The sequence below is a fragment of the Rhodococcus sp. NPDC127527 genome, assembly GCF_042672245.1.
Classification (GTDB): domain Bacteria; phylum Actinomycetota; class Actinomycetes; order Mycobacteriales; family Mycobacteriaceae; genus Rhodococcus_G.
The window spans coordinates 22324-44229 of record NZ_JBHXVP010000021.1; the positions used below are offsets into that span (position 1 = coordinate 22324).

At 71.0% G+C, this 21906-nt stretch carries 25 protein-coding genes; 14 read left to right on the forward strand and 11 right to left on the reverse strand.

The annotated features are described in order from the left end of the window. Positions 1–70 precede the first annotated feature (70 nt). The gene (gene fbaA / locus ACFVH2_RS23625) at positions 71–1108 is read left to right on the forward strand and encodes a class II fructose-bisphosphate aldolase (RefSeq protein WP_378427673.1); all 1038 of its coding nucleotides are present in this window, start codon (positions 71–73) and stop codon (positions 1106–1108) included. Positions 1109–1211: 103 nt separating this feature from the next. Further along, entirely contained in the window at positions 1212–2048 is an 837-nt protein-coding gene (locus ACFVH2_RS23630; protein ID WP_378427671.1) for an NAD(P)H-binding protein, read from the forward strand. A gap of 13 nt (positions 2049–2061) precedes the next feature. On the opposite strand, the gene ACFVH2_RS23635 is transcribed toward ACFVH2_RS23630, so the two are convergent. Then, complete coding sequence (locus ACFVH2_RS23635; protein WP_378427669.1) at positions 2062–2646, reverse strand: hypothetical protein; 585 nt, start codon at positions 2644–2646, stop codon at positions 2062–2064. A gap of 99 nt (positions 2647–2745) precedes the next feature. Between ACFVH2_RS23635 and ACFVH2_RS23640 the strand changes: the two genes are divergently transcribed. The 3 genes from ACFVH2_RS23640 (at position 2746) to ACFVH2_RS23650 (ending at position 5299) form a co-directional block, all read left to right on the forward strand. Next, positions 2746–3162: a DUF3151 domain-containing protein gene (locus ACFVH2_RS23640; protein ID WP_378427667.1), complete on the forward strand. Its 417-nt coding sequence runs from the start codon at positions 2746–2748 to the stop codon at positions 3160–3162. A gap of 58 nt (positions 3163–3220) precedes the next feature. Beyond that, complete coding sequence (locus ACFVH2_RS23645; RefSeq protein WP_378427725.1) at positions 3221–4294, forward strand: aromatic acid exporter family protein; 1074 nt, start codon at positions 3221–3223, stop codon at positions 4292–4294. An 87-nt stretch (positions 4295–4381) separates the two neighbouring features. Beyond that, positions 4382–5299, forward strand: coding sequence for a cation diffusion facilitator family transporter (locus ACFVH2_RS23650; protein WP_378427665.1), 918 nt, complete (start codon positions 4382–4384; stop codon positions 5297–5299). 7 nt (positions 5300–5306) lie between these two features. On the opposite strand, the gene ACFVH2_RS23655 is transcribed toward ACFVH2_RS23650, so the two are convergent. Together ACFVH2_RS23655 and ACFVH2_RS23660 are read right to left on the reverse strand one after the other, a co-directional pair. Further along, complete coding sequence (locus ACFVH2_RS23655) at positions 5307–6230, reverse strand: SDR family oxidoreductase (protein ID WP_378427663.1); 924 nt, start codon at positions 6228–6230, stop codon at positions 5307–5309. Further along, positions 6227–6691, reverse strand: coding sequence for a pyridoxamine 5'-phosphate oxidase family protein (locus tag ACFVH2_RS23660; RefSeq protein ID WP_378427661.1), 465 nt, complete (start codon positions 6689–6691; stop codon positions 6227–6229). Before ACFVH2_RS23660 ends, ACFVH2_RS23655 begins: the two co-directional genes overlap by 4 nt. A gap of 63 nt (positions 6692–6754) precedes the next feature. Here ACFVH2_RS23660 and ACFVH2_RS23665 point away from each other — a divergent pair, with 63 nt between their 5' ends. After that, on the forward strand, positions 6755–7726 hold the full coding sequence (locus ACFVH2_RS23665; protein WP_378427659.1) for a helix-turn-helix transcriptional regulator: 972 nt from the start codon (positions 6755–6757) through the stop codon (positions 7724–7726). A gap of 36 nt (positions 7727–7762) precedes the next feature. Here the strand turns inward: ACFVH2_RS23665 and ACFVH2_RS23670 are convergent, their stop codons facing one another. After that, a complete protein-coding gene (locus tag ACFVH2_RS23670) occupies positions 7763–8431 on the reverse strand; it encodes a TetR/AcrR family transcriptional regulator (RefSeq protein WP_378427657.1) in 669 nt (222 codons plus the stop codon). A 67-nt stretch (positions 8432–8498) separates the two neighbouring features. On the opposite strand from ACFVH2_RS23670, the gene ACFVH2_RS23675 reads away from it, so the two are divergent. Together ACFVH2_RS23675 and ACFVH2_RS23680 are read left to right on the forward strand one after the other, a co-directional pair. Then, positions 8499–9989, forward strand: a complete 1491-nt coding sequence (locus tag ACFVH2_RS23675) for an MFS transporter (protein WP_378427655.1) — start codon at positions 8499–8501, stop codon at positions 9987–9989. 2 nt (positions 9990–9991) lie between these two features. Next, positions 9992–10576, forward strand: coding sequence for an NADPH-dependent FMN reductase (locus ACFVH2_RS23680; RefSeq protein WP_378427653.1), 585 nt, complete (start codon positions 9992–9994; stop codon positions 10574–10576). Between the two features lie 55 nt (positions 10577–10631). Here the strand turns inward: ACFVH2_RS23680 and ACFVH2_RS23685 are convergent, their stop codons facing one another. Beyond that, complete coding sequence (locus ACFVH2_RS23685; RefSeq protein ID WP_378427651.1) at positions 10632–11594, reverse strand: DUF389 domain-containing protein; 963 nt, start codon at positions 11592–11594, stop codon at positions 10632–10634. A gap of 96 nt (positions 11595–11690) precedes the next feature. Between ACFVH2_RS23685 and ACFVH2_RS23690 the strand changes: the two genes are divergently transcribed. Beyond that, positions 11691–12605 (forward strand): aminotransferase class IV, encoded by a 915-nt coding sequence (locus ACFVH2_RS23690; RefSeq protein WP_378427649.1) that lies wholly within the window; start codon positions 11691–11693, stop codon positions 12603–12605. Between the two features lie 75 nt (positions 12606–12680). Here the strand turns inward: ACFVH2_RS23690 and ACFVH2_RS23695 are convergent, their stop codons facing one another. The 3 genes from ACFVH2_RS23695 to ACFVH2_RS23705 all read right to left on the reverse strand — a co-directional run bounded on the left by ACFVH2_RS23695 (position 12681) and on the right by ACFVH2_RS23705 (position 14690). Further along, positions 12681–13109, reverse strand: a complete 429-nt coding sequence (locus tag ACFVH2_RS23695; protein ID WP_378427647.1) for an ester cyclase — start codon at positions 13107–13109, stop codon at positions 12681–12683. Between the two features lie 98 nt (positions 13110–13207). Then, positions 13208–13990, reverse strand: coding sequence for a site-2 protease family protein (locus ACFVH2_RS23700; protein ID WP_378427645.1), 783 nt, complete (start codon positions 13988–13990; stop codon positions 13208–13210). A gap of 37 nt (positions 13991–14027) precedes the next feature. Continuing rightward, the gene (locus tag ACFVH2_RS23705; RefSeq protein ID WP_378427723.1) at positions 14028–14690 is read right to left on the reverse strand and encodes a hypothetical protein; all 663 of its coding nucleotides are present in this window, start codon (positions 14688–14690) and stop codon (positions 14028–14030) included. Positions 14691–14911: 221 nt separating this feature from the next. Between ACFVH2_RS23705 and ACFVH2_RS23710 the strand changes: the two genes are divergently transcribed. From ACFVH2_RS23710 to ACFVH2_RS23720, 3 genes are all read left to right on the forward strand, one after another. Next, entirely contained in the window at positions 14912–15346 is a 435-nt protein-coding gene (locus tag ACFVH2_RS23710; RefSeq protein ID WP_378427643.1) for a hypothetical protein, read from the forward strand. A 250-nt stretch (positions 15347–15596) separates the two neighbouring features. Then, positions 15597–15908 (forward strand): hypothetical protein, encoded by a 312-nt coding sequence (locus ACFVH2_RS23715; protein ID WP_378427641.1) that lies wholly within the window; start codon positions 15597–15599, stop codon positions 15906–15908. 157 nt (positions 15909–16065) lie between these two features. Beyond that, a complete protein-coding gene (locus ACFVH2_RS23720; RefSeq protein ID WP_378427639.1) occupies positions 16066–17355 on the forward strand; it encodes an adenylosuccinate synthase in 1290 nt (429 codons plus the stop codon). Positions 17356–17437: 82 nt separating this feature from the next. On the opposite strand, the gene ACFVH2_RS23725 is transcribed toward ACFVH2_RS23720, so the two are convergent. Both ACFVH2_RS23725 and ACFVH2_RS23730 read right to left on the reverse strand, forming a co-directional pair. Continuing rightward, positions 17438–17977 carry a methylated-DNA--[protein]-cysteine S-methyltransferase gene (locus ACFVH2_RS23725; protein WP_378427637.1) on the reverse strand — a complete coding sequence of 180 codons (540 nt, stop codon included), beginning with the start codon at positions 17975–17977 and terminating at the stop codon, positions 17438–17440. Between the two features lie 19 nt (positions 17978–17996). Further along, entirely contained in the window at positions 17997–19595 is a 1599-nt protein-coding gene (locus tag ACFVH2_RS23730) for a Na+/H+ antiporter (RefSeq protein ID WP_378427635.1), read from the reverse strand. A 65-nt stretch (positions 19596–19660) separates the two neighbouring features. On the opposite strand from ACFVH2_RS23730, the gene ACFVH2_RS23735 reads away from it, so the two are divergent. Then, positions 19661–19990, forward strand: a complete 330-nt coding sequence (locus ACFVH2_RS23735; protein WP_378427633.1) for a UBP-type zinc finger domain-containing protein — start codon at positions 19661–19663, stop codon at positions 19988–19990. Between the two features lie 61 nt (positions 19991–20051). Here ACFVH2_RS23735 and ACFVH2_RS23740 read toward each other — a convergent pair whose 3' ends face one another. Next, positions 20052–20285: a hypothetical protein gene (locus ACFVH2_RS23740; protein WP_378427631.1), complete on the reverse strand. Its 234-nt coding sequence runs from the start codon at positions 20283–20285 to the stop codon at positions 20052–20054. Between the two features lie 61 nt (positions 20286–20346). Between ACFVH2_RS23740 and ACFVH2_RS23745 the strand changes: the two genes are divergently transcribed. Then, entirely contained in the window at positions 20347–21834 is a 1488-nt protein-coding gene (locus ACFVH2_RS23745; protein WP_378427629.1) for a PLP-dependent aminotransferase family protein, read from the forward strand. The last annotated feature ends 72 nt before the right edge of the window (positions 21835–21906 follow it).

Below are 21906 nucleotides of genomic sequence, written 5' to 3' on the forward strand. Positions count from 1 at the left end.
ATGGAGCACCCGCGCGCGAGCCGACACGATCGGCAGCGCCCACACCACTCGTCTATGGAGGACAGCCGCCGTGCCTATCGCAACTCCCGAGGTCTACGCCGAGATGCTCGGCCGGGCCAAGGAGCACTCCTTCGCCTTCCCCGCCATCAACTGCACCTCCTCGGAGACCATCAACGCGGCGATCAAGGGCTTCGCCGACGCCGGCAGTGACGGCATCATCCAGTTCTCGACCGGTGGCGCGGAGTTCGGCTCCGGTCTCGGCGTCAAGGACATGGTCACGGGTGCGGTCGCGCTCGCCGAGTTCGCGCACGTCATCGCCGCCAAGTACGACGTGACCATCGCGCTGCACACCGACCACTGCCCGAAGGACAAGCTGGACGGCTTCGTCCGCCCGCTGCTGGCCATCTCCCAGGAGCGGGTCAACGCCGGCCGGAACCCGCTGTTCCAGTCGCACATGTGGGACGGCTCGGCCATCCCGATCGACGAGAACCTGGAGATCGCCAAGGAGCTGCTCAAGCTCTCGGCGGCCGCGAACATCATCCTCGAGGTGGAGATCGGCGTCGTCGGCGGCGAGGAGGACGGCGTCGAGGCCGAGATCAACGACAAGCTCTACACCTCGTCCGAGGACTTCGAGAAGACCGTCGACGCGCTCGGCGTCGGCGAGAACGGCAAGTACCTGCTGGCCGCGACCTTCGGCAACGTGCACGGCGTCTACAAGCCGGGCAACGTCAAGCTCAAGCCCGCCGTGCTCGAGGAGGGCCAGCGGGTCGCCGCCGCGAAGCTCGGCCTCGCCGCCGGCTCGCAGCCGTTCGATTTCGTCTTCCACGGCGGGTCGGGCTCGCTCAAGTCGGAGATCGAGGACTCGCTGAACTTCGGCGTCGTCAAGATGAACGTCGACACCGACACCCAGTACGCGTTCTCCCGTCCGATCGCCGGGCACATGTTCGCCAACTACGACGGCGTCCTCAAGATCGACGGCGAGGTCGGCAACAAGAAGGTCTACGACCCGCGCAGCTACCTGAAGAAGGCCGAGGCCGGCATGACCGCCCGCGTCATCGAGGCCTGCAACGACCTCAAGTCCGCCGGACGCTCGGTCTCCGGCAGCTAGGTTCTCCCGCCGAAAGCGCAGTTGCCGTCGCGGTCACTCGACCGATGCGACGGCAGCTGCGCTTTCGCGTTCCGCCCGAGTGACGGCGCCTAGGCTCGGTCGCATGAGCGAGCTGATTGCGGTGTCCGGAGCCAGCGGCCACCTGGGCGGGGGCGTCGCGCGAACCCTGTCGGCGGCGGGTACCCCGACGGTGCTGATCGGACGCGATCCGGCGCGGCTGCCCGAGCTGCCCGGTGCCACCGCACGACGCGGCAGCTTCGGGGACCCGGTGCTGGGCGAGGCCCTCGACGGGGTCGACACCTTCGTCATGGTCTCGGCCACCGAGACCCGCGACCGCGCCGATCTGCAGCGCGCCGCGGTGGACTGTGCGGCCGCGGCGGGGGTGCGCCGCATCGTCTACGTCTCGTTCGTCGGCGCCGCACCGGACTGCACGTTCACCTTCGGTCGCGATCACTGGCACACCGAGCAGCGCATCCGCGAGTCCGGGCTGGCCTTCACCTTCCTGCGCGACAACCTCTACCTGGACCTGATGCCGGGGATGGTCGGGCGCGACGGCGTGATCCGCGGGCCTGCCGGCGAGGGCCGCGCCGCGATGGTCGCGCGCGCGGACGTCGTCGCCGTCGCCGCGGCGGTCGTGGGCTCGCCGGACCACGACGGCGAAACCCTGGAACTGACCGGCCCGGCCGCCCTGTCGTTGCACGAGGTCGCCGCGGCGCTCACGTCCGCATCGGGCCGGACGGTCACCTATCGGCCCGAGACACTGGACGAGGCCTACGCCTCGCGGGCGTCGTACGGCGCGCCGCAGTGGGAGGTCGACGGGTGGGTGAGCTCGTACCGGGCGATCGCGGCCGGGGACCTCGGCCGGGTCAGCGGCGACGTCGACCGGGTGCTGGGCCGGCCGCCGGTGGGCATCACCGACGTGCTGCGACCGCCAAGCTGAAGTCCGCTCGAGCTCAGCTGCAGACCTTCCAGACGCCGTCCTGACGCTGCAGGGCGAACGTCCGGGCCGAGCTGTCTGCGGGGGCGGCGGCGGTGTGGACGGTGACCTGGGCGATCGCGTTGTCGTCGTCGGTGATCGAGACCGCGTCGATCTTCTCGACCGCCGGAATCGACTGCGCTGCCACCGCGGAGCGGTACACGTCGGTGAACCCGGCGTCCGGGACCTGCCGGTAGTAGTCGCCGAGCTGCCCGCACGACGTGGCGCGCAGAGTCGCGAGGTCGCCGGAGGTCATGGCGCCGACGAACGTCGTGATCGCGGACTCGACCTGTGCCTGCGGGCCGTCCGATCCGTCGCCGCGTCCTGTCGCGTAATACGTCACACCCGCCGCGACGAGCGCCAGCACGATCACCGCGGTCGCGGCCAGCGGCCAGCGGCTGCGCCGGGTGGGCTCCGTCGCGGGGATCCTGGCGGGGGCCGGGGCGGGCGTGGCCAGGCCGGGCCCGACCTTGGCGGGCGTGGCGCGGGAGACGTGCGGGACGACGGCTGTGACGGCATCCTCCGCCGTGGGGTCGGTGGTGGGGTCCTGCGAGTCCGGCACGTGCGCCCCCTCGTTGCTCGATCGGTGTCCCGGCGACACCGGACGTCGTGGCTGTGGGCAGCCTATCGAGCCGGGGGCCCGCGGGGCACAATGGTGGCCATGACTTCTTTCGGTGACCTGCTCGGACCACAGCCCACCCTGCTGCCCGGAGACGAGGACGCCGAGTCCGACCTCCTCAACCACGCGGACCCCAAGGAGGTCGCGGCCGCGCACCCGACCGCGTCGATCGCGTGGGCGTACCTGGCCGAGGCCGCGCTCGCCGACGGCGAGACCATCACCGCGTACGCGTACGCCCGCACCGGCTACCACCGCGGCCTGGACCAGTTGCGCCGCAACGGCTGGAAGGGCTTCGGCCCGGTGCCCTACAGCCACGAACCGAACCGCGGGTTCCTGCGTTGCGTCGCCGCACTGGCGACGGCGGCCAAGGAGATCGGCGAGTCCGACGAGCACGCCCGCTGCCTGGACCTGCTGGAGGACTGCGATCCCCGAGCCGCCGAAGCACTTGGCGTCGAGTAGATTCCGCAATCTCGATCTCAGTCGAGGCCGGGATCGTCTCCGGGCCTCGGTAACCCGGCTGCGTGCGTCCGCGCTCCCGGTGCTGCAGTGCGCGCTCGCAGCCGGGCTGGCCTGGTGGATCGCCAACGACCTGATCCACCACCCGGACCCGTTCTTCGCACCGATCGCGGCGGTGGTGTCGCTCGGTCTCTCGCTCGGCGCGCGGGTGCGCAGGTCCGTCGAGCTGATCGTCGGCGTCACGGTCGGTATCGGCGTTGGGGACCTGCTGATCTCCTTCATCGGCACCGGGGCCTGGCAGATCGTGCTCGTGGTGGCGCTGGCGATGTCCACCGCGATATTCCTCGACGGCGGCCCGATCATCGCGATGCAGGCCGGCACCTCCGGGGTGCTGGTGTCGACCCTGATCCCGCCGAGCGCGGCCGGCGGGCCCCACCGCATGGTCGACGCGCTGATCGGCGGTCTGGTCGGCGTGGTCGTGGTGGCCTTCGTGCCCTCTCATCCGGTGCTGCGGGCGCGCAAGAGCGCCGCGGGCATCCTCGGCACCGCCTCTGAGGTGCTGCAGCTGGTGGCGGACGGCCTCGTCGCAAACGACCCGAAGCCGATCGAGGCGGCGTTGCACAAGGCCCGCACCACCCAGGCCGCGATCGACGGGCTGCGGTCGAGCCTGACCGGCGGCCGGGAGATCAGCCGGCTCTCGCCGCTGTACTGGAACTCGCGGCCCCGGTTCGAGCGGCTCGAACGTGCCGCCGATCCGATCGACAACGCGATGCGCAACATTCGCGTCTTGGCCCGACGGTCGCTGTCGCTGGTGCGGGACGACGAGATCCTCGACCCCCGCCTGGTGGACGAGGTGGAGAAGCTCTCGCACGCGGTGGACGTGCTGCGCCGGATGGTGCTGGCGGACCCGGGGCAGCAGCCGGACCGGGCGGAGGCCGCGCGGGTGCTGCGGTCGGTGGCGGTCGGTGCCAAGGCGGAGCTCGTGCAGAACGCGGGGATCTCCGCGACCGTGGTGTTCGCCCAGATCCGGTCGCTGATCGTGGACTTGCTGCAGGTCGCGGGGCTGTCGCGGATCTCGGCGGTCGCGACCCTGCCGCCGACGGTTCCGAAGCCCGCCTACCCGCCTGACGTGTAGGAGCGGCGCATCCGCCTTTCGATATATGCGAATGTATGCATATGATGGCCTCGGGTCGGCACGGGGCCGACCCGAGGAGGGTGTGTCATGGGAGTCGGTCACGGTCACGGCACTGCGGACGCGGGCGCAGCGGGACCGTCGTCGGCCCGGATCCGGCGGATGGTGATCGCGCTCGCGATCCTGCTGGGTTTCCTCGCGCTCGAGGTGATCGTCGGTCTGACGATCAATTCGTTGTCGCTGCTCGCCGACGCCGGCCACATGCTCACCGACGTGGTCGGGATGTCGATGGGGCTGGTCGCGCTGATGCTCGCCCGGCAGGGGTCGAAGGCCGCCGCCCGAACCTTCGGCTGGCACCGCGCCGAGGTGCTCACCGCGATGGCCAACGCGGTGCTGCTGCTCGCGGTGGCCGCCTGGGTGATGTACGAGGCGATCGGGCGCATCGGCGACGCCCCCGAGATCCCCGGCCTGCCCCTGATGCTGACCGCAGCGGCCGGCCTCGCGGCGAACCTCGTGGTGATGCTGCTGTTGCGCGCGGACGCGAAGGACTCCATCGCCGTGCGCGGCGCCTACCTCGAGGTCCTCGCCGACGCCGTCGGCAGCGTCGGAGTGCTCATTGCCGGTGCGGTCGTGCTGCTGTTCAACTGGCAGTACGCGGACATCGTTGTCGGCGTGGCGATCTCGCTGTGGGTCGTGCCGCGCGCACTCAAGCTGGCGGGGGCGGCGCTGCGCATCCTCACCCAGGCCTCGCCGGCGAACGTCGACGTCGACACCGTCCGGGCCGACCTGCGGGCGCTGCCCGGGGTGTCCGACGTGCACGACCTGCACGTGTGGACGCTGACCACCGGCATGGACGTGGCGACCGTCCACCTGACCACCGAGGTGGACGGCCAGACGGTGCTCGCCGCGGCCAAGGCGGTGCTGGACGGCCACGGGCTGAGCCACGCGACCGTCCAGGTCGAGTCGGGGGCGGAGGGCTCCCACTGCCAGGAGAACCTCACCTGGTGACGCCGGCTCAGCGGTAGCCGGCGGTGTCGGCGGGCAGCCCGCGGTCCTGCACCTCGACGAGGTAACGCCAGCAGTCCGGCCGCGAGCCGTCCACGTCGGTGAAGCCGTACCGCCGGGCCAGCTGCCCGCTCGAGACCACCGTGCCACTGAACTGCGCGACATCGGGGTCGGCCGCCAACGCCGCCACCGCCCGGCCGACGAAGGTCGGCGACTCGGAGATCGCGAAATGCGGTTCCCGATCGAGCGCGTCGCGCCAGTTGTCCTCGGTCACCCCGAAGATCTCCAGCATCGTCTCCGAGCGAAGCCAGCCCGGGGTGACGGCGACCGCCGCGCCGCCCCTCGAGCCCAGTTCGTGGGCCTGCGCGGTGGTCATCCGCTGCACCGCGGCTTTGACAAGGTCGTAGTAGAAGCCGACCTGGTGCCGATAGGCGACGTTGTATTCCGCTGTGCCGTCGGTCATCTCGACGACCAGGCCGCCGGGTCGGCGGATCAGCAGGGGCAACGCGAAATGGCTGGTGATCGCGTGGGTGTCGATGCCCATCCGCAGCATGCGCAGCCCGCCGTCGAGGTCGTGCTCCCAGAGCCTGGTGCCGAACTGCGCGTATCTGTCCCCACCGAAGATGTCGTTGACCAGGACGTCGAGCCGACCGTGCTCGGCGTCGATGCGGGCGATCAGGGCGCGCACCTGGTCCGGTTCGAGGTGGTCCACCCGCAGGGCGACGCCGTCACCGCCGGCCGCCGCGATGAGATCACCGGTCTCCTCGATGGTCTCGGGCCGGTCGATCTCCGACCGGCCGGCGTCCCGGCTGCTGCGTCCGGTCGCGTAGACGGTCGCCCCGGCGCGGGCCAGCTCGACCGCGATGGCCCGGCCCGCGCCGCGGGTCGCACCCGCGACCAGAGCCACCTTTCCGGTCAGGTCCGGCGCGCTCACCGGCTGCGCCTGGTGACGCCCGCGCCGGGCCGCCACAGGTCGACGTGCAGCCGGTCCTCCGAGACGGTCGTCAGGACCGCCTCCTCGACACCGAGTTCGAAGATCTGCGCCTCGTCGCCGGGGTTCTCGTCGTAGCTCTCGAGGATGGCCTTCTTCTCGTCTCCGAACAGCTCGCGGGCCCGGCCGGAGATCTTCGCGTCGCCGCCCTCCATGGTGTGGTGGCCCGGGTTGGTGTGCAGCGAGTAGCGCCCGTCGCGGTGCAGGTCACGCACCTTCATGGCGCCCGGCATCGACCCGAGGACCAGCAGTCCACGGAAGGTCTCCACCTCGGTGCCGCTGACCCGCGGGGATCCGTCGGCCCGCAGCGTCGCGAGGACGTGGTGCTTGTGCGCACGCAGCCGTGCGGCGATCGATTCGGACAAGGCCGGTGCCTCGTCGGAGAACTGCTGCCAGGTTGTCATGCCGACCAGTGTGCGCCCGAATCCCTGACATCTTCTGTCAGTGATTCCGCCTAGACTCCTCCGGTGCGCTCCAGTCGACTGCTCGACCTCATGCTGCGGCTGCAGGGCGGCCCCGGTGCCACCGCCGAGCGGCTGGCCGACCAGCTCGAGGTGTCCGTGCGCACCGTGTACCGCGACGTCGCGGCACTGCAGGCCGCGGGTGTCCCGCTGTGGACCGAGTCCGGGCCGGGCGGCGGCATCCGGCTCCTCGACGGCTGGCAGTCCAAGCTCAGCGGCATGACCGGAGTCGAGACCTCCGCGCTCATGCTGCTCGGCGTCCCCGGGCTCGCCGGGCAGTTGGGCCTCGGCGACCAGACCGCGGCCGCGGAGGCCAAACTCCTCGGTGCCATGCCGCTGCCGCTGCGCGCCGGCGCCCAGCTGTGGCGCAGTCGGCTGCACGTGGACGCGCCGGGCTGGTTCGCTCGACCCGCACAGCACCCGCACCTGCCGGCGGTGGCACGGGCGGTGCTCGGGGACCGGCGGCTGCGGATGGGCTACCGGCGCGGCGCCCGCGAGGCCACTCGCACGCTCGACCCGCTCGGCCTGGTGGCCAAGGCGGGTGTCTGGTATCTCGTTGCGGCACACAGAGGTTTGATCCTGTCGTTTCGTGTCTCCCGGATCCGACGGGTCGAGGTCCTCGGCGAGCCCACCCAGCGACCCGAGGGTTTCGACCTCGCCGCCTGGTGGGCGGAATCGGCGGCCGCGTTCGACCGGTCGCTGCTGCGGTACCCGTGCCGGGTCCGGCTCTCGCCCGCGGCCTGGCGGGCGTTGCCCGCGGTGGTCGGCGCGGAGGCGGCGCGGGTCACCCCCGGCCCCGCCGACGCCGACGGCTGGGTCGAGCTGGACCTGATGCTCGAGGCCGAAGACGTTGCGCTGCACCAGCTGACGGCACTCGGTGGGGGAGTCGAAGTGCTGGCACCGAAGTCCTTGCGTGCCGGACTGCGCGCGGTGGGGCGGGAGATGGCTCGCCGTCACTCCGGGAACGCCGGGGCATGACTCCCAATGCCTTTTCGCCGATCTGGCGCCGCGGCGCTACTGGTCGAGCTGGTAGCCGATGAGAAACGCGCGGACGCCGTCCGCCACGATCTCGCGCAGATCGGCGTCGTCGAGAGGCACAACCCCGCCGAACGTGCGCTCCTGAACCTCTGAGTTGATCAGCACCAGGTAGTGATGCGCCGAGCGCTCGGCGTTGGCGACGCGTAGTCGCCCCTGCGCCTGGAACCGCTCGAACCGCATCGCCAACTCGCGGTGTACCTTTCGTGGGCCGGCCTCCCGCCACGCCTCCAACGAGGCCGCCGGGAAGTGCGCCGCTTCCGAAGTGATCTGCCGGACCATCGCGAAGTGGTCCGCGAACTGTTCGCGCACAGTGCTGGTGACCCAGTCGTACCCGAGCGCGACGAGTGCGGCTTCCAGATCGGTGACCTCGTCGAGATGCCTACCGACCATTGCGATCTGGGCCGCCGCGACCTCGGAGGCGCTGCCGATCACGGTTTCGGTGAACAGTGCTTCCTTGCCGCCGAAGTGGTTGTACAGCGTGCGGGTGGACGCGCCCGCCTCGGCGGCGATCACGTCGATGCTGGCGCGCGCGTAGCCGTCGCGCCCGAACACCTTGCGGGCCGCCCGGAGGATTGCGTTGTGCTTCTCGGCGGACCCGCCGCGCGGCCGGGAGCCGGTGTTGTCTGGTGTGTCCGTGCTGGTCATGGGTGAAACTCTAGCTGATTTACAACGACCGTTTTACAAAGTGCAACGGTCGTTGTACTTTCGTGTCATGACCGCAACAACCGCTCGGATCGGGCATGGCGACGCCACGGCGTCCGCGGCCGGGTACGTCACCCTCGGGGCCGTACTCCTGGGTTCGCTGATCGGGCCGATGCTGATGTCGGGGACCGCGGTCGCCCTGCCGGCCATGGGTGCTGACCTGGACGCATCCGGTGGCGCCCTGCAATGGGTTGTCACGGGCTACTTCCTGGCGGCCGCATGTTGCATGCTCACCGCCGGTTCGCTGGCGGACCAGCTCGGCCGCCGCCGGGTACTGCGGATCGGCGCCGCGGTGTACGTCGTCGGTACCGCCGCGGTCGCGGCGGCCCCGGACATCTGGGTCGTCGACGTGGCGAGGACGGTGTCCGGGATCGGGGCCGCCGGCATCATGGCGGCGGGCGGGGCGCTGCTCGCCGCAACATTCGACGGGCCGGCCAGGACTCGGGCGTTCGCGGCCGTGGGCACGGTAGCGGGAGTCGGTCTCGCGATCGGACCGACGGCTGCGGGTCTGCTGGTCGGCGGTATCGGTTGGCGGGCAACCTTCCTGGTGTTCGCCGTGCTGGGTTCGGTGATCCTCCTCGGCACGGCCTTCGCACAGGAATCCCGCTCGGACGTGCCGGTCCGCGTCGACCGGCTGGGGGCGATCACCCTCGTTGCTGGGCTCGGGCTTGTCCTGCTCGCCGTCACCCAACTGTCCGGTGCGAGGCTGACGGACCCGGCCGTGCTCGGGCAGCTCGCCGCCGGCGCGGGCCTTCTCGTGGCGTTCGTTCGGATCGAGAAGCGCGTGGCGAACCCGTTGTTCGACCTGGACCTGTTGCGGGACAGGCGGTTCACCGGTTGGTGCCTGTCCGCCGCCACCCTCGCGCTCGGATCCACCCCCGTCCTCGTCACCCTGCCGACCTACCTGCAGGGCGTCAACGGACTCTCGCCGGGCCGCGCCGGTGCCGTCATGCTGATGCTCACCGTGCCGATCGTCGCCTTCCCGTCGCTCGGCGCCCGGCTGGTCAACCGGGGAGTGTCGCCCCGCCTCGTGATCACCGTCGCGCTCGCCGCAATGTCCCTGGGCAACGCTTGGCTGTCGGTGCTTCACCCGGGGATTTCCGCGGTGGGTCTCCTCGGTCCCTTCGTCGCGATCGGCGCGGGAAACGGCCTGGCCCTCGGCATCATCGACGCGCGGGCCATGGCGCTCGTGCCGCCGAACCGGATCGGTATGGCATCGGGCCTGCTCAACACCGTGCGCGGTGGATCGAACGCCGTGCTGCTGGCTCTGTTCGGTGCCGTCATGGTGACGCTGCTCCGACTGGAGGTCGGTGACAACGCGGTGGCGCAACGAGTTTCGTCCGGCGAGGTCGACGGACCCGACGCCGCGTTCCTCGCCGACTCCCTCACCGACGTGTGGCGAGCCATGCTCTTCGCCGTCGCGACACTCTGTGCCGCCTCTGCGGCCGCCGTCGCGGTCCTGCTTCGCCCGAATCCTTCCACCTCACCCAAGGAGAACTGATCATGACCAACCGCCGCCTGCGTCTCGTCGTCATCACCGGCAGTACCCGTGACGGGCGCTTCGGCCCTACCGTCACGACCTGGTTCGCCGGCCTCGTACGGTCGGTCGCCGAGATGGATCTCGACGTCGTCGACCTCGTCGATATCGAACTTCCGGCGGTGCACCCGAATTGGGGAACCGAGCCCACCCCGGCGCTCGCTCGCCTTGGTGCGCGGCTCGACGCGGCGGACGCGTTCGTCGTGGTCACCCCCGAGTACAACCACAGTTTCCCTGCCGCGCTGAAGAACGCGATCGACCTCTACCGCGACGAATGGCGCGCCAAGCCGGTCGGATTCGTCTCGTACGGCGGACTGGGCGGCGGACTGCGTGCCGTCGAGCAGTTGCGCCTGGTCTTCGCCGAACTGCACGCGGTGACCGTGCGCGACAGCGTCAGCTTTCACGGCGCCAGATCGGTGTTCGAGGAGGGCAACCCGATCGACCCGACCGTGTGCAACTCGGCGGGAGCGAACATGCTCGACCAGCTCGAATGGTGGGGCTCGGCCCTACGTTCGGCACGCCAGGCGCGCCCGTACGCCGAGGCGGCCTGAGCGTCGGATGGCGTCGGGTGGTGGCGCCGTTCCGCGCGGCGCGACGCCCGACGCGTCAGAGCATCCGGCGCACCTTGTCGAGCGCGCGGGATCGGCGCACCGACACCCTCGACCACACCGCCTGCTGGAACGCCAGCGTCGCCCAGCCGGCCAGGGCCATTCCGGACAGGTTCAGCAGCAACTGCAGGGTGCTGCCCCAGATCACGTCACCGACGCCGAACACGATCCCCAACGCGATGTTGCCCGCGGCGGGCACCGTGGTCACGGAGATGAAGACCCCGGACAGGCCACCGAGTTTCGACGAGGTCAGTGACAGGACCCCGGCCGCCGCGGCGATCATCGCCACGATGAACGACCACTTGTCGGGGGTGTAGATGAACTCGGTCCCCGGACGCGAGCCGGTGATGTCGTCGATCGTGACCCAGCCCAGCATCCGACCGGCCACCGCGGCCGCCGCCGTGATCGCGATCGCGACCACGAACCCGACCACCAGCGTGCGTATCGCAAGTGCGAGCAACACGAACCGGCGTCGGACCAGTGCGACGCCCAGCGCGGCGATGGCTCCGAACTCGGGGCCGAGCACCATCGCGCCGATGGTGAGGATCTGCGAGTCGATAACGATGGCGATCCCGGCCAGCAGCGTGGCCATGCTCATGAAACTCAGGTAGGTCCAGTTGAGTTCGGTGTCCTCGTAGGAGCGCTGGGCGACCTCCGCCCACACCACGGTGTCCGCGCTGCTGCCCGGGGTGTGCAGTTCCGCGTCGAACCCGCTGCGCGAGAGCCACGCGTGCACCGGGTCGATCTCGATGCTGCCCCGGTGGTGCAGGCCGGTGGCGCGCAGCTGCTCGACGACGTCGTTCGCCGCTTCGCGCGCGATGTCGGCGACCACGAGGTCGCCGGGCGGGCGCACCGCCGACCCCCGCAGCACCACCAGACCGCTCACCCCCGGTTCGTCGTCGAGGATGCGCACCGCCTCGTCGGTGAGGTCGGCGGGCGCCAGGATTCGCAGATGCAGCATGCGCACAGTCTGCCGCGAGCGAGGGCGAACGGGCGGGACCCACCGCGTTCGAAATCGTTTCCCGTGCCGGAGGGTGTGTCGATAGCATCTCCGGCCATGGCAAACCCACATCCCCACGTGTACTTCGGTGACCGGATCGTCGACGCCGAGGCGGCGACCCTCGGGGTCGCGACCTCGGCGGTGCTGTACGGACTGAGCGTGTACACGGTGTTCCCGGTGCACGTCGGCGGCGGTGATCGCACCGCGTTCCGGCTCGCGGACCACTTCCAGCGAATGGTCGAGTCCTGCAAGATCATCGGGATGGACCGGTTCGCCGACGAGTGGGACTACGACCGATTCGTCTCGGTGGCAACCGAACTCGTCGCCGCGAACGACCCGACCGAGGACGTGTTCGTCCGGGCGACCGTGCACGTGGACGAGTCGATCGCGGGCACCCGGGTGCGCGGCTGCCACACCACCGTGAGCATGTTCGTCTACGACGCGGTGCCGATCGTCCCCCAGGATGGCATGCGGCTCAAGGCCAGCACGTGGCGCCGCATCCCCGACAATGCGATCCCGTCCAGGGCCAAGGTGAACGGTGCCTACGTGAACTCGGTGCTCGCCAAGCAGGACGCGATCGATGCCGGCTACGACGACGCGATCTTCCTCGACGGCAACGGGCACGTGTGCGAGCTCAGCGCCGCCAACATCTTCCTGGTCCGCGGCGGCACCCTGATCACACCGGACGTCTCCTGCGACATCCTGGACGGCATCAACCGTCGGACGTTGCTCACGCTCGCGGCCGAGGACGGCATCCCGGTGGTCGAGCGCACCGTGGACCTCACCGAGCTGTACATCGCCGACGAGGTGTTCGTCACCGGCACCTCTGCGGGAGTCGCGCCGGTCACCGAGGTCGACGGGCGGGTCGTCGGGGCAGGGGTGCCCGGCCCGATCTGCGAGGCGCTGCGCAAGCGGCACGCCGCCGCGCTGCGCGGCGACGAACTGCACGGCTGGGTCACCCGGCTCGGCTGAACTCGGGAAGGATCGGCCCCGGTTTCCGGGGCTCGTCCTTCCCGAAGCGGCGTCGCCGGTCGCGAGCGGGCGTCGTCACGGGTGCGCGACCGGCACGACGCCCAGCTGCTGCAGCATGGCGAGAACGTCCTTGTCCGACCACTTCTCGACGATCCGGCCGTCCCGGATGCGGTGCACGACGGTGGCGGTCATCTCCATGGCGTTGCCGGTCGCCGGAATCCCGGGGAGGTCGCCGGTGTGGGTTCCGCTGCAGAGCAGTCGGGTGACCACCTTGTCGCCCTCGGCCACCTGATCCTGCACGGCGTGGTGCCCGGGGGTGGCGGCCCAGAACAGCCGGAACGCCTGCTTCAGCCCCTGCCGGCCGGGTGCGTCGAGCCCCGGGAACGGCGGCGGCGAATGATCGAGGTAGTTCTCGTCGACGAGTTCGTCGAGGGCGTCGATGTCGCCGGCGTCGATCGCGCCGTAGAAGCGCCGGACGAGGGCCTTGTTGGATTCCAGTGACATGACCGTCACCTCGTCTGTTCGGGGAAGTCGCGTCCTGTCCCATTGTCCGCCGGGCGGTCGGTCCGGCAAACCCCGGCGTCAGACGTGCGCGGTCGGGATCAGAGCCAGAAACGCATCAGGTAGTTGCCGTACATCGGCCACACCTCGGGCACCCCGGACAGTCCGAACAGTGCGTAGACCGCGTCGAAGAAGACGCGGTTGATCGAGGGCACGAACAGCAGGGCGATCAGGAACAGCATCCCGAGGCCCTTGTACTGGTCGAGGGCGCGGCGGGTCTTCGCCGACAGCGACGGCTCGAGCGCGGCGTAACCGTCCAGTCCGGGCAACGGGATGAGGTTCAGGACCGTCGCCATCACCTGGAGGAAGGCCAGGAAGCTCAGGCCGTACCAGAACACCGGGTGCGAGGCGGAGTCGCCGAACACCCGGATCGTCACCAGCAGCGCCACCGCGGCGATCGCGTTCACCGTGGGACCGGCCAGCGAGATCCGGCGCACGGCCCGCGCGGGCAGCAGGTCGGTCCGCAGGTACACCGCGCCGCCGGGGAGGCCGATGCCGCCGAGCGCGATGAACAGCACCGGCAGGCCGATCGACAGCAGCGGGTGGCTGTACTTGAGGGGGTTGAGGGTGAGGTATCCGCGCGCGGCCACCTCGTCGTCGCCGTACCGCCAGGCAGTGAAGGCGTGCCCGAACTCGTGCAGGCACACCGTGACGATCCAGCCCGCGACGACGAGCAGGAACACCCCGACCGTCGCCGCCGTCGACCGGGGCGCGGCCTGCCAGGCCAGCGCGCCACCCGCGATCGCGACGGCGAGCACGCCGAAGAACACCGGGCTCGGCCGGATCGCGGCCCGGCTGGTCCGGGCGCGGGGGAGGAAGGTCATGAATCCAGTATCACCGAGGTGTGCGCGGTCCCGGCGGTCACCGAACCAGCAGCCACGACCGGGTGTCCCGGTAGAAGCTCGACCGCTTGACCTCGCGCGCGGTCGTGACCCCGTCCCGGGTGACCACCGCGCCGACCGAGCCGAGCTGGATGGCCCGGCCCGCCGTCCACCGGGCCGGGAGCAGACCCCGGCCGCGGTTCGCGGTCGCGCGTAGACCCGGCTGCTCGTGGGTCGGGGCGATCCGCAGCGACCGGACGGTGCCGGAGAACAACCGCACGGAGTCGACGTACGCCTCGCCGACCAGCTCACTGCCACCGGGACCGGTGACGGTGGCCTCGGCGACCAGCGCGGTGCCGGCGTCGTCGCGGATCAGTGGCAGCTCGACGGGACTCCCGCGCAGTGCGCGCTCGGCCGCACGGTCGCCGACGGCCAGTCCGTGCAGCCGGGTCGCGGCGGTTCGCGTGGCCGCGACGTACGCGAGCTCGACGTGCAGGCGCTCGGATCGCATCAGCCGGGTCAACACCGCGGCGAGGGCGCCGTCGTCGCCGAGGACCACCAGTCGAGGCGTCTCGGTGGCCTCGTCGAGTCGGGGCCGCAGCACGTCGAGGTCCGGCTTGGCGGGCACCGCGGGTGCGGTCACGACGGGCAGCGACGCCAGCCGTGCGGGCACCGCAGCGCCGCCGCAGGCGAGCACGATCATGGTCAAGGGTTTCGCTCCCCGGTGGTGTCGATGGGATGGTCGGTCGCTCCGGGCCGACGATACGGTCGAATACGGGTGTGCCGTCGACCGGACGGTCGTAATCTGGGTAGGCACACCGCAGCTACCGGCCGGAGGCCACCATGCTGACAACGGAACGTCCAGGGACGGTGTCACCCACGTCCAGACGTATCACTCGCTTCTGTCGGTCGGGCCTGACCTCGGTGGTGTCCGAGTTGCGGCGCGAAGGGGTCGTCGAGGGATCGACGGATCTGCGTGCCGCCCAGGACCTGCTCGAGGCCGGGATCGGGCACATGTCCACGCCGTCGGCTCGGCACGTGCACCCGTTCCAAGTGCCGCCCGCGTTCGGCGAGCAGGCCCTGCACGCGGACGTCGGGAGATCGGCGGCGCACCCCGACCTGGTGACCTTCACCGCAGACCTGCCCGCGGACGCGCCACACGGACCGGTCCGGTTGGTGTGGTTCAACATGCTCTCGCTCGTCGGCGGGTCCGAGACCGTGCAGCCGCACCGGGTGGACGACGGTTCGTATCGCGCGGAGGGCCAGGTGCGGCCCGGGGTCGGTGTGGTGGTCGCGGGATTCGTGCCCGCGGAACCGGGCGGCGAGATCCGGCCCGGCTTCGCGCTGGTCGCGGAATAGCCGGTCCGGGAACATGTTCGGCGTTCGGTCGGATGCGGGGGCGGGAGGGGATTCGGCCCCGGAACGGACCCGGCGATCGGGGCCGTCACGAACTAGAATGAAGGTAGCCGCAGCGGCCGTGCACTGGCCGCGCGGTGGGCGCAGCGAACGCGGGCCGTGCTTGTCGGGGAAGGCGCGACGGGTGAACCGGGCTCGGAACGCGTTCGTGTTACGGGTTAGTTGAGCCGATCGACAGGCTGGGGTGAATCCGATGACAACCGTGACGGTCACCGTGGTCAACGCAACCAACGAGGAACTGCTGCTGGACCCGGCGGAGTCGGACGCACGGGCAGGGTCGGACGACCTTCCTCGGCGGATCGGCGCGCACGCGATGAGCCAGTTCCGGATGAGCCGAGGTCTCAGCTACCTGCTCGGCGGAGACCCCGACCGGCCGATCTACCTGCAGGTGGACGGCGCCGTGTGGGGCCCGCCGACCTGTGTGATTCGCTCGGCGGCGGACCGGGCCGGACTCGAGGTCCAGGTGAGCCCGGCACCGTGGGCGCATGCGCATCGCGCGGCGTAGCGGTGGCACGGCGCGGCGGGTTTCGACGCGCTCGGTGATGCGAGGTCCGGCGCCGCGGCGGCACTGGACTAAACTGTCCTTTCGGCCACTGTCTGCGGACGGCTGGCCTCTGCGCTGAGACATGCACAGATGCCCGTCAACCGTAGGAGTCAACGTCATGCCGGCAATCGTCCTGATCGGAGCCCAGTGGGGCGACGAGGGCAAGGGCAAAGCTACCGATCTACTGGGCGGAAGCCTGCAGTGGGTGGTGCGATACCAGGGCGGCAACAACGCGGGTCACACCGTCGTCCTGCCGAACGGCGACAAGTTCGCGCTGCACCTGATCCCGTCGGGCATCCTCACACCGGGCGTCACCAACGTCATCGGCAACGGCGTCGTCGTCGATCCGGGTGTGCTGCTCACCGAGCTCGCCGGCCTCGAGGACCGCGGAGTCGACACCAGTCGGCTGCTGCTCTCGGCCGACGCGCACCTGATCATGCCGTACCACGTGGCCATCGACAAGGTCACCGAACGGTTCCTCGGTGCCCGGAAGATCGGCACCACCGGCCGCGGAATCGGCCCCTGCTACCAGGACAAGATCGCCCGGGTGGGCGTGCGCGTCGCCGACGTGCTCGACGAGAAGATCCTCACCCAGAAGGTGGAGGCGGCACTCGAGTTCAAGAACCAGGTGCTGGTCAAGATCTACAACCGCAAGGCGCTCGACGTCGCACAGGTCGTCGACGAGGTGCTCGTGCAGGCGGAGGGTTTCAAGCACCGGATCGCCGACACCCGGCTCGAACTCAACCGGGCGCTCGAGCGCGGCGAGACGGTGCTGCTCGAGGGCTCGCAGGGCACCCTGCTCGACGTCGACCACGGCACCTACCCGTACGTGACCTCGTCGAACCCCACCTCCGGTGGCGCGTCGGTCGGTTCGGGTATCGGTCCCACCAAGATCACCACCGTGCTCGGCATCCTCAAGGCCTACACCACCCGCGTCGGCTCGGGCCCGTTCCCGACCGAGCTGTTCGACAACCACGGCGAGTACCTGGCCAAGCAGGGCGGCGAGGTCGGAGTCACCACCGGTCGCGCGCGCCGCACCGGCTGGTTCGACGCCGTGATCGCCCGCTACGCAACGCGAGTCAACGGCATCACCGACTACTTCCTCACCAAGCTCGACGTGCTCAGCAGTCTCGACACCGTGCCGATCTGTGTCGCGTACGAGGTCGACGGGGTGCGCTACGAGGAAATGCCCATGTCGCAGACCGAGATTCACCACGCGAAGCCGATCTACGAGGAGATGCCGGGTTGGTGGGAGGACATCTCGCACTGCCGTACCTTCGAGGAGTTGCCGGTCAACGCGCAGAACTACGTGCTGCGGCTCGAGGAACTCTCCGGCGCGTTCATCTCCTGCATCGGTGTCGGACCGGGTCGCGACGAGACCATCGTCCGCCGGGACGTGTTGCGCTGAACCAAGGTTGACCCGAACCCCCGCCCGGCGATCCCGCCGGGCGGGGGTTCGTCGTCTCGGCGGTGCGGCGAGTTCTGCCGCGTCAGAACAGGGTCGGGTCGTCGAAGCCGGGTGTGTGCTCGAGCGCCAGCAGAGCACGTTTGGTGACGGTGCCGCCGTGCGCGGAGAAGCCGCCCACGCCGCCGTCGGCCGCCAGCACGCGGTGGCACGGCACGAGGAGCGGAACCGGGTTGCGACCCAACGCCTGCCCGACCGCCTGCGCCGCGTCGGGGCTGCCGATCCTGGCCGCGACCTCGCCGTAGGTCAGGGTCGAGCCCGGCGTGATCGCACGGGTCACCGCGTAGACCCGGCGGTCGAAGTCGGGGACCGCAGCCAGGTCCAGCTCGACGTCGGCGAGGGGATCGGGCTCACCGGTCAGGACGGCGACGACGCCGTCGATCGCCCGCCGCGCGGCCGGATCGGGCTCCCTCTCGGTAGCGGCGGGGAACCACAGCGAGACCCGTTCCGTCGTGAGCGCGTCCGAGCCCTCCGGCAGCGCGACTCCGACGATCCCGCGCTCGCCCCAGACCACCGCGCACCGGCCGATCGGCGTGGCGAAGAGGGTGTATCCCAACGAGGTCACGGGTCCAGTATGCGTCAGCTCACTCGCGGTTCAGGGTCGCCTCCTCGAGGTCGAGTTCGCGCAGCACCTGCCGCAACACCTCGTCGTCGATCCGCCCGCTGTCCCGCTCCGCGATGAAGACGCCCCGCTCCGTCGCGAGCATCTGCAGGCGCAGTGCACGGAACGCGGCGGACGGGCTCTCGCCCAGCTCGTCCTCGCTGCGCCCGAGCCGCTCCCACGCCGCGTGGGCGCGGTGCTCGCTCCAGGTGCGCAGGATCTCCGCCGCCCGCTGACGGACGGCAGCGGGGTCCCCGGTGCCGCTGTCGACCAGACTGTCGAGCAGTTCCGTCGCGGCCCGCGCGGCCTTGTCCTGCGCGGCGGCCAGCGCGATCGCGTCCCCGCGGCGTTCCTCCTCGTCGCCGACGCCGAGCCGGGTGATCAGCCAGGGCAGGGTCAGTCCGTGCAGGAGCAGGGTGCCGACCACGACGACGAAGGTGACGAACAGGATCATCTCCCGCTGGGGGAAGGGGCCGCCCGAGTTGACGGTCAACGGGATCGCGAACGCGGCGGCCAGCGAGACCACCCCGCGCATGCCGGACCACGCGACGATGAACACCGCCCGGACGCTCGGCGCCGGCTCCCGCTCGCGGATCCGCGCCGACAGCAGCCGAGGGAGGAAGGTCGCCGGGTAGACCCACAGCAGCCGGACCGCGATCACGACGACGAGCACGGCGGCCGAGGCGCCGACGACACCGGCCACACTGCGGCCGTGGAGACCCTGCACGACACCCGGCAGCTGCAGCCCGATCAGCAGGAAGACGAACGATTCGAGGACCACGTCGACGGCCTTCCACACCGCGGTGTCCTGCAGGCGGGTCGCGTATCCGGCGCGGGTCGCGCGCTGGCCGAGATACAGGCCGGCGACCACGACCGCGATCACCCCGGAACTGTGCACCTCCTCGGCCACCAGGTAGGCGACGAAGGGGACGAGGAGCCCGATCCCGCTCTCCATCACCGGATCCGAGAGCCGCGACCGAATCGCGGCGACGACGATCCCGACCCCGATGCCGATCAGGGCGCCGCCGATGGCGGCACCGAGGAAGGTGCGCACCCCCTCGATCAGGGTCACGCCGGTGCCGACCGCGGCCGCGAGCGCGACCCGGTACGCCGTCAGTGCGGTCGCGTCGTTGAGCAGGCTCTCGCCGCCGAGCAGCGTCATGATCCGACGGGGCAGGCCGAGGCGTCGCCCGATCGCGCTGGCGGACACCGCGTCCGGCGGCGCGACGACCGCGCCGAGGACCAGGGCGGCGGCGAGGGGGAGTTCGGGAATGGTCAGGTACGCGACCGCGCCGACGACGGCGGTGGTGGCCAGCGGCAGTCCGACCGCGAGCAGTCCGATCGGGCGCGCATTGCGGCGCAGCGCCAGCGAGGAACTGTCGAGCGCGGCCGAGTAGAGCAGCGGTGGCAGCACCGCGAACAGCACGAGATCGGGATCGAGTGCGGTGTCGGGGACCCCGGGGAGCTGCGATCCGACCAGTCCGACCAGGACCAGCAGCAGCGGGGCCGACCAGTTGAAGCGGCGCGCGACGGCGGCGGTGAGCAGCGCCGCCACCGCGACAGCGAGCAGGGCCACGTTCACGGCGTTCTCCGTCCGGCGGTCGGGGGCGTGGATATCGCACCCAGCAGCATGCAGGATGGATGGCGATGAAGAGAATTTTCCGCCGCGCCACCGACCGCGTCCGAAACGGATCCACGGGTGCGGCCCCGGACGTGCCCTGCGACGAGCTGGCGTCCGCGACCGGACCGGATCCCGAGCCGCGCACGCCGGGCCTCTGCGAGGAGTGCACGGCGCTCGGCGAAGACAACTGGGCGCACCTGCGGATCTGCCTCACGTGCGGGCACGTCGGATGCTGCGACTCGAGTCCGCACCGGCACGCGACCGCGCATTTCGAACAGACCGGACACCCCGTCATGCGATCGCACGAGCCGGGCGAGGTGTGGCGCTGGTGCTACCGCCACGCGGAGCTGGGCTGACCCGGGCGGCTGCCGACCTAACCAGTCCAGTTCGGTTCAACTGGACTGGTTTCGTGCTCGGTCAGTGGTGCGGTGACGGGTTGGCGAGTGTCGCGAACTCGTGGTGGGACAGCACGGCCTGCAGGTCGCGGTAGGCGCGGGCGGCGTCGTGATCCTCCGGTAGCGCCCCGGCCAGCGGCGCGGCCGGGCGAAACTGCTCGATCCGGAACAGTCCGGTGCCGCGTGTGCGGCGGACGAGCAGGTGCGCCGTCACGGGGACGGCGAGGACGGCGAGGAAGACCAGGGCGGGGAGCATGCGACCATCCTGCGGCCAATTGGCATTGCAATAAATATCCAGTTGAAGGACACTGGCCTGTATGGCTGTGCGAGTGATAGGCGCGACGACCCTGGCCCGCGACCTCGGGAAGTGGCAGGACGACGGCCCCGCCGGCAGGCGCCGGGCCGCGCTGCCCGCGTACCGTGCGCTCGCCGACAGCGTGCGGCTGCTGATCCTCGACGGCCGGATCCCGCTCGGTGTCGCGCTGCCGAGCGAGCGCGACCTCGCCGCGGTGCTCGAACTGAGCCGCACCACGATCACCTCCGCCTACGCGGTGCTCCGCGAGGAGGGCTACCTCGTCAGCAGGCAGGGCTCGCGCAGCACCGTCGCGCTGCCCGACCTGGTCGCGGGCCGGGCCCCGGTGCCGCCGCGGGCCGGGTTCGGCGAGCCGGCCGTGGGCCCGCCGGTCGACCTGACCTGCGCGGCGATGTCGGCGCACGTGCCGGAGGTCCGGGCCGCGTACGCGGCCGCGCTCGAGGCGTTGCCCGCGTACCTCGGCGGGCACGGACTCGAGCCGACCGGACTGCCGGTGCTGCGGGAGGCCGTCGCCGAGCGGTACCGGCGCCGGGGGCTGCCGACCGACCCGGAGCAGATCATGATCACCTCCGGCGCCCAGCACGCGCTGGTGCTGCTGCTCGACGTGCTCGCCGGGCCCGGCGAGCGCGTGTTGATCGACCACCCGACCTACACCAACGCGATCGAGGCGATCAAGAGAGCCGGCGCCCGTCCGGTGCCGGTGCCGCTCCGGCTCGCCGAACGGGACTGGGACCTCGACGGACTGCGTAGCAGCGCAAGGCAGACCGCCGCGAAGCTGGCCTATCTTGTGCCGGACTTCCACAACCCGACCGGGTACTGCCTCGACGAGCCGGGGCGCGCGCGGCTGGTGGAGATCGCCCGCGAGACGTCGATGACGCTGATCATCGACGAGACGATGTCCGACCTGGCGCTCGACATCGAGCCGCCGGCGCCGGTCGCGGCCTTCGCCCGGGGCGCGGGCCGGGCCGAGGTGATCAGCGTCGGGTCGGCGTCCAAGTCGTACTGGTCGGGACTGCGGATCGGCTGGATCCGCGCGGAGCCGGCGATGATCAGCGCGCTGGTCGCGGTGCGCTCGGCGCTCGACCTCGGTACCGCGGTGCTCGAGCAGTTGGCGGCGGTGTCGCTGCTCGGCGCGGCCGACCGACTGCTGCCGGAACGCCGTGCGCAACTGCGGCGTCAGCGCGGCGCCCTGCTCGACGCGGTCGCCGCGGAGCTGCCCGACTGGCGGTGCACGCCGGGCAGCGGCGGGCTGGCGTTGTGGATGCAGTTGCCGACGCCGATGTCCACGGCCCTCGCCGCGACCTCCCCGTACCACGGCGTACTGCTGGCCGCCGGCCCGCGTTTCGGTCTCGAGGGCGCGTTCGAGCGGTACGTCCGACTGCCGTACGCCCGCAGCGAGGAGGAACTGCGGACCGCGGTGACGGGTGTCGCCGCGGCCTACCGCGCGCTCGGCGGGGTGGTCGAGCGCGACCTCCCGGCAATGGTCGTGTGATGCGGCTCCGCCGCAGTGGTGGGGGGGGGGGGGGGGGGGGGGCGGGAAAGGCCCCACACAGCCGAGCGCGAA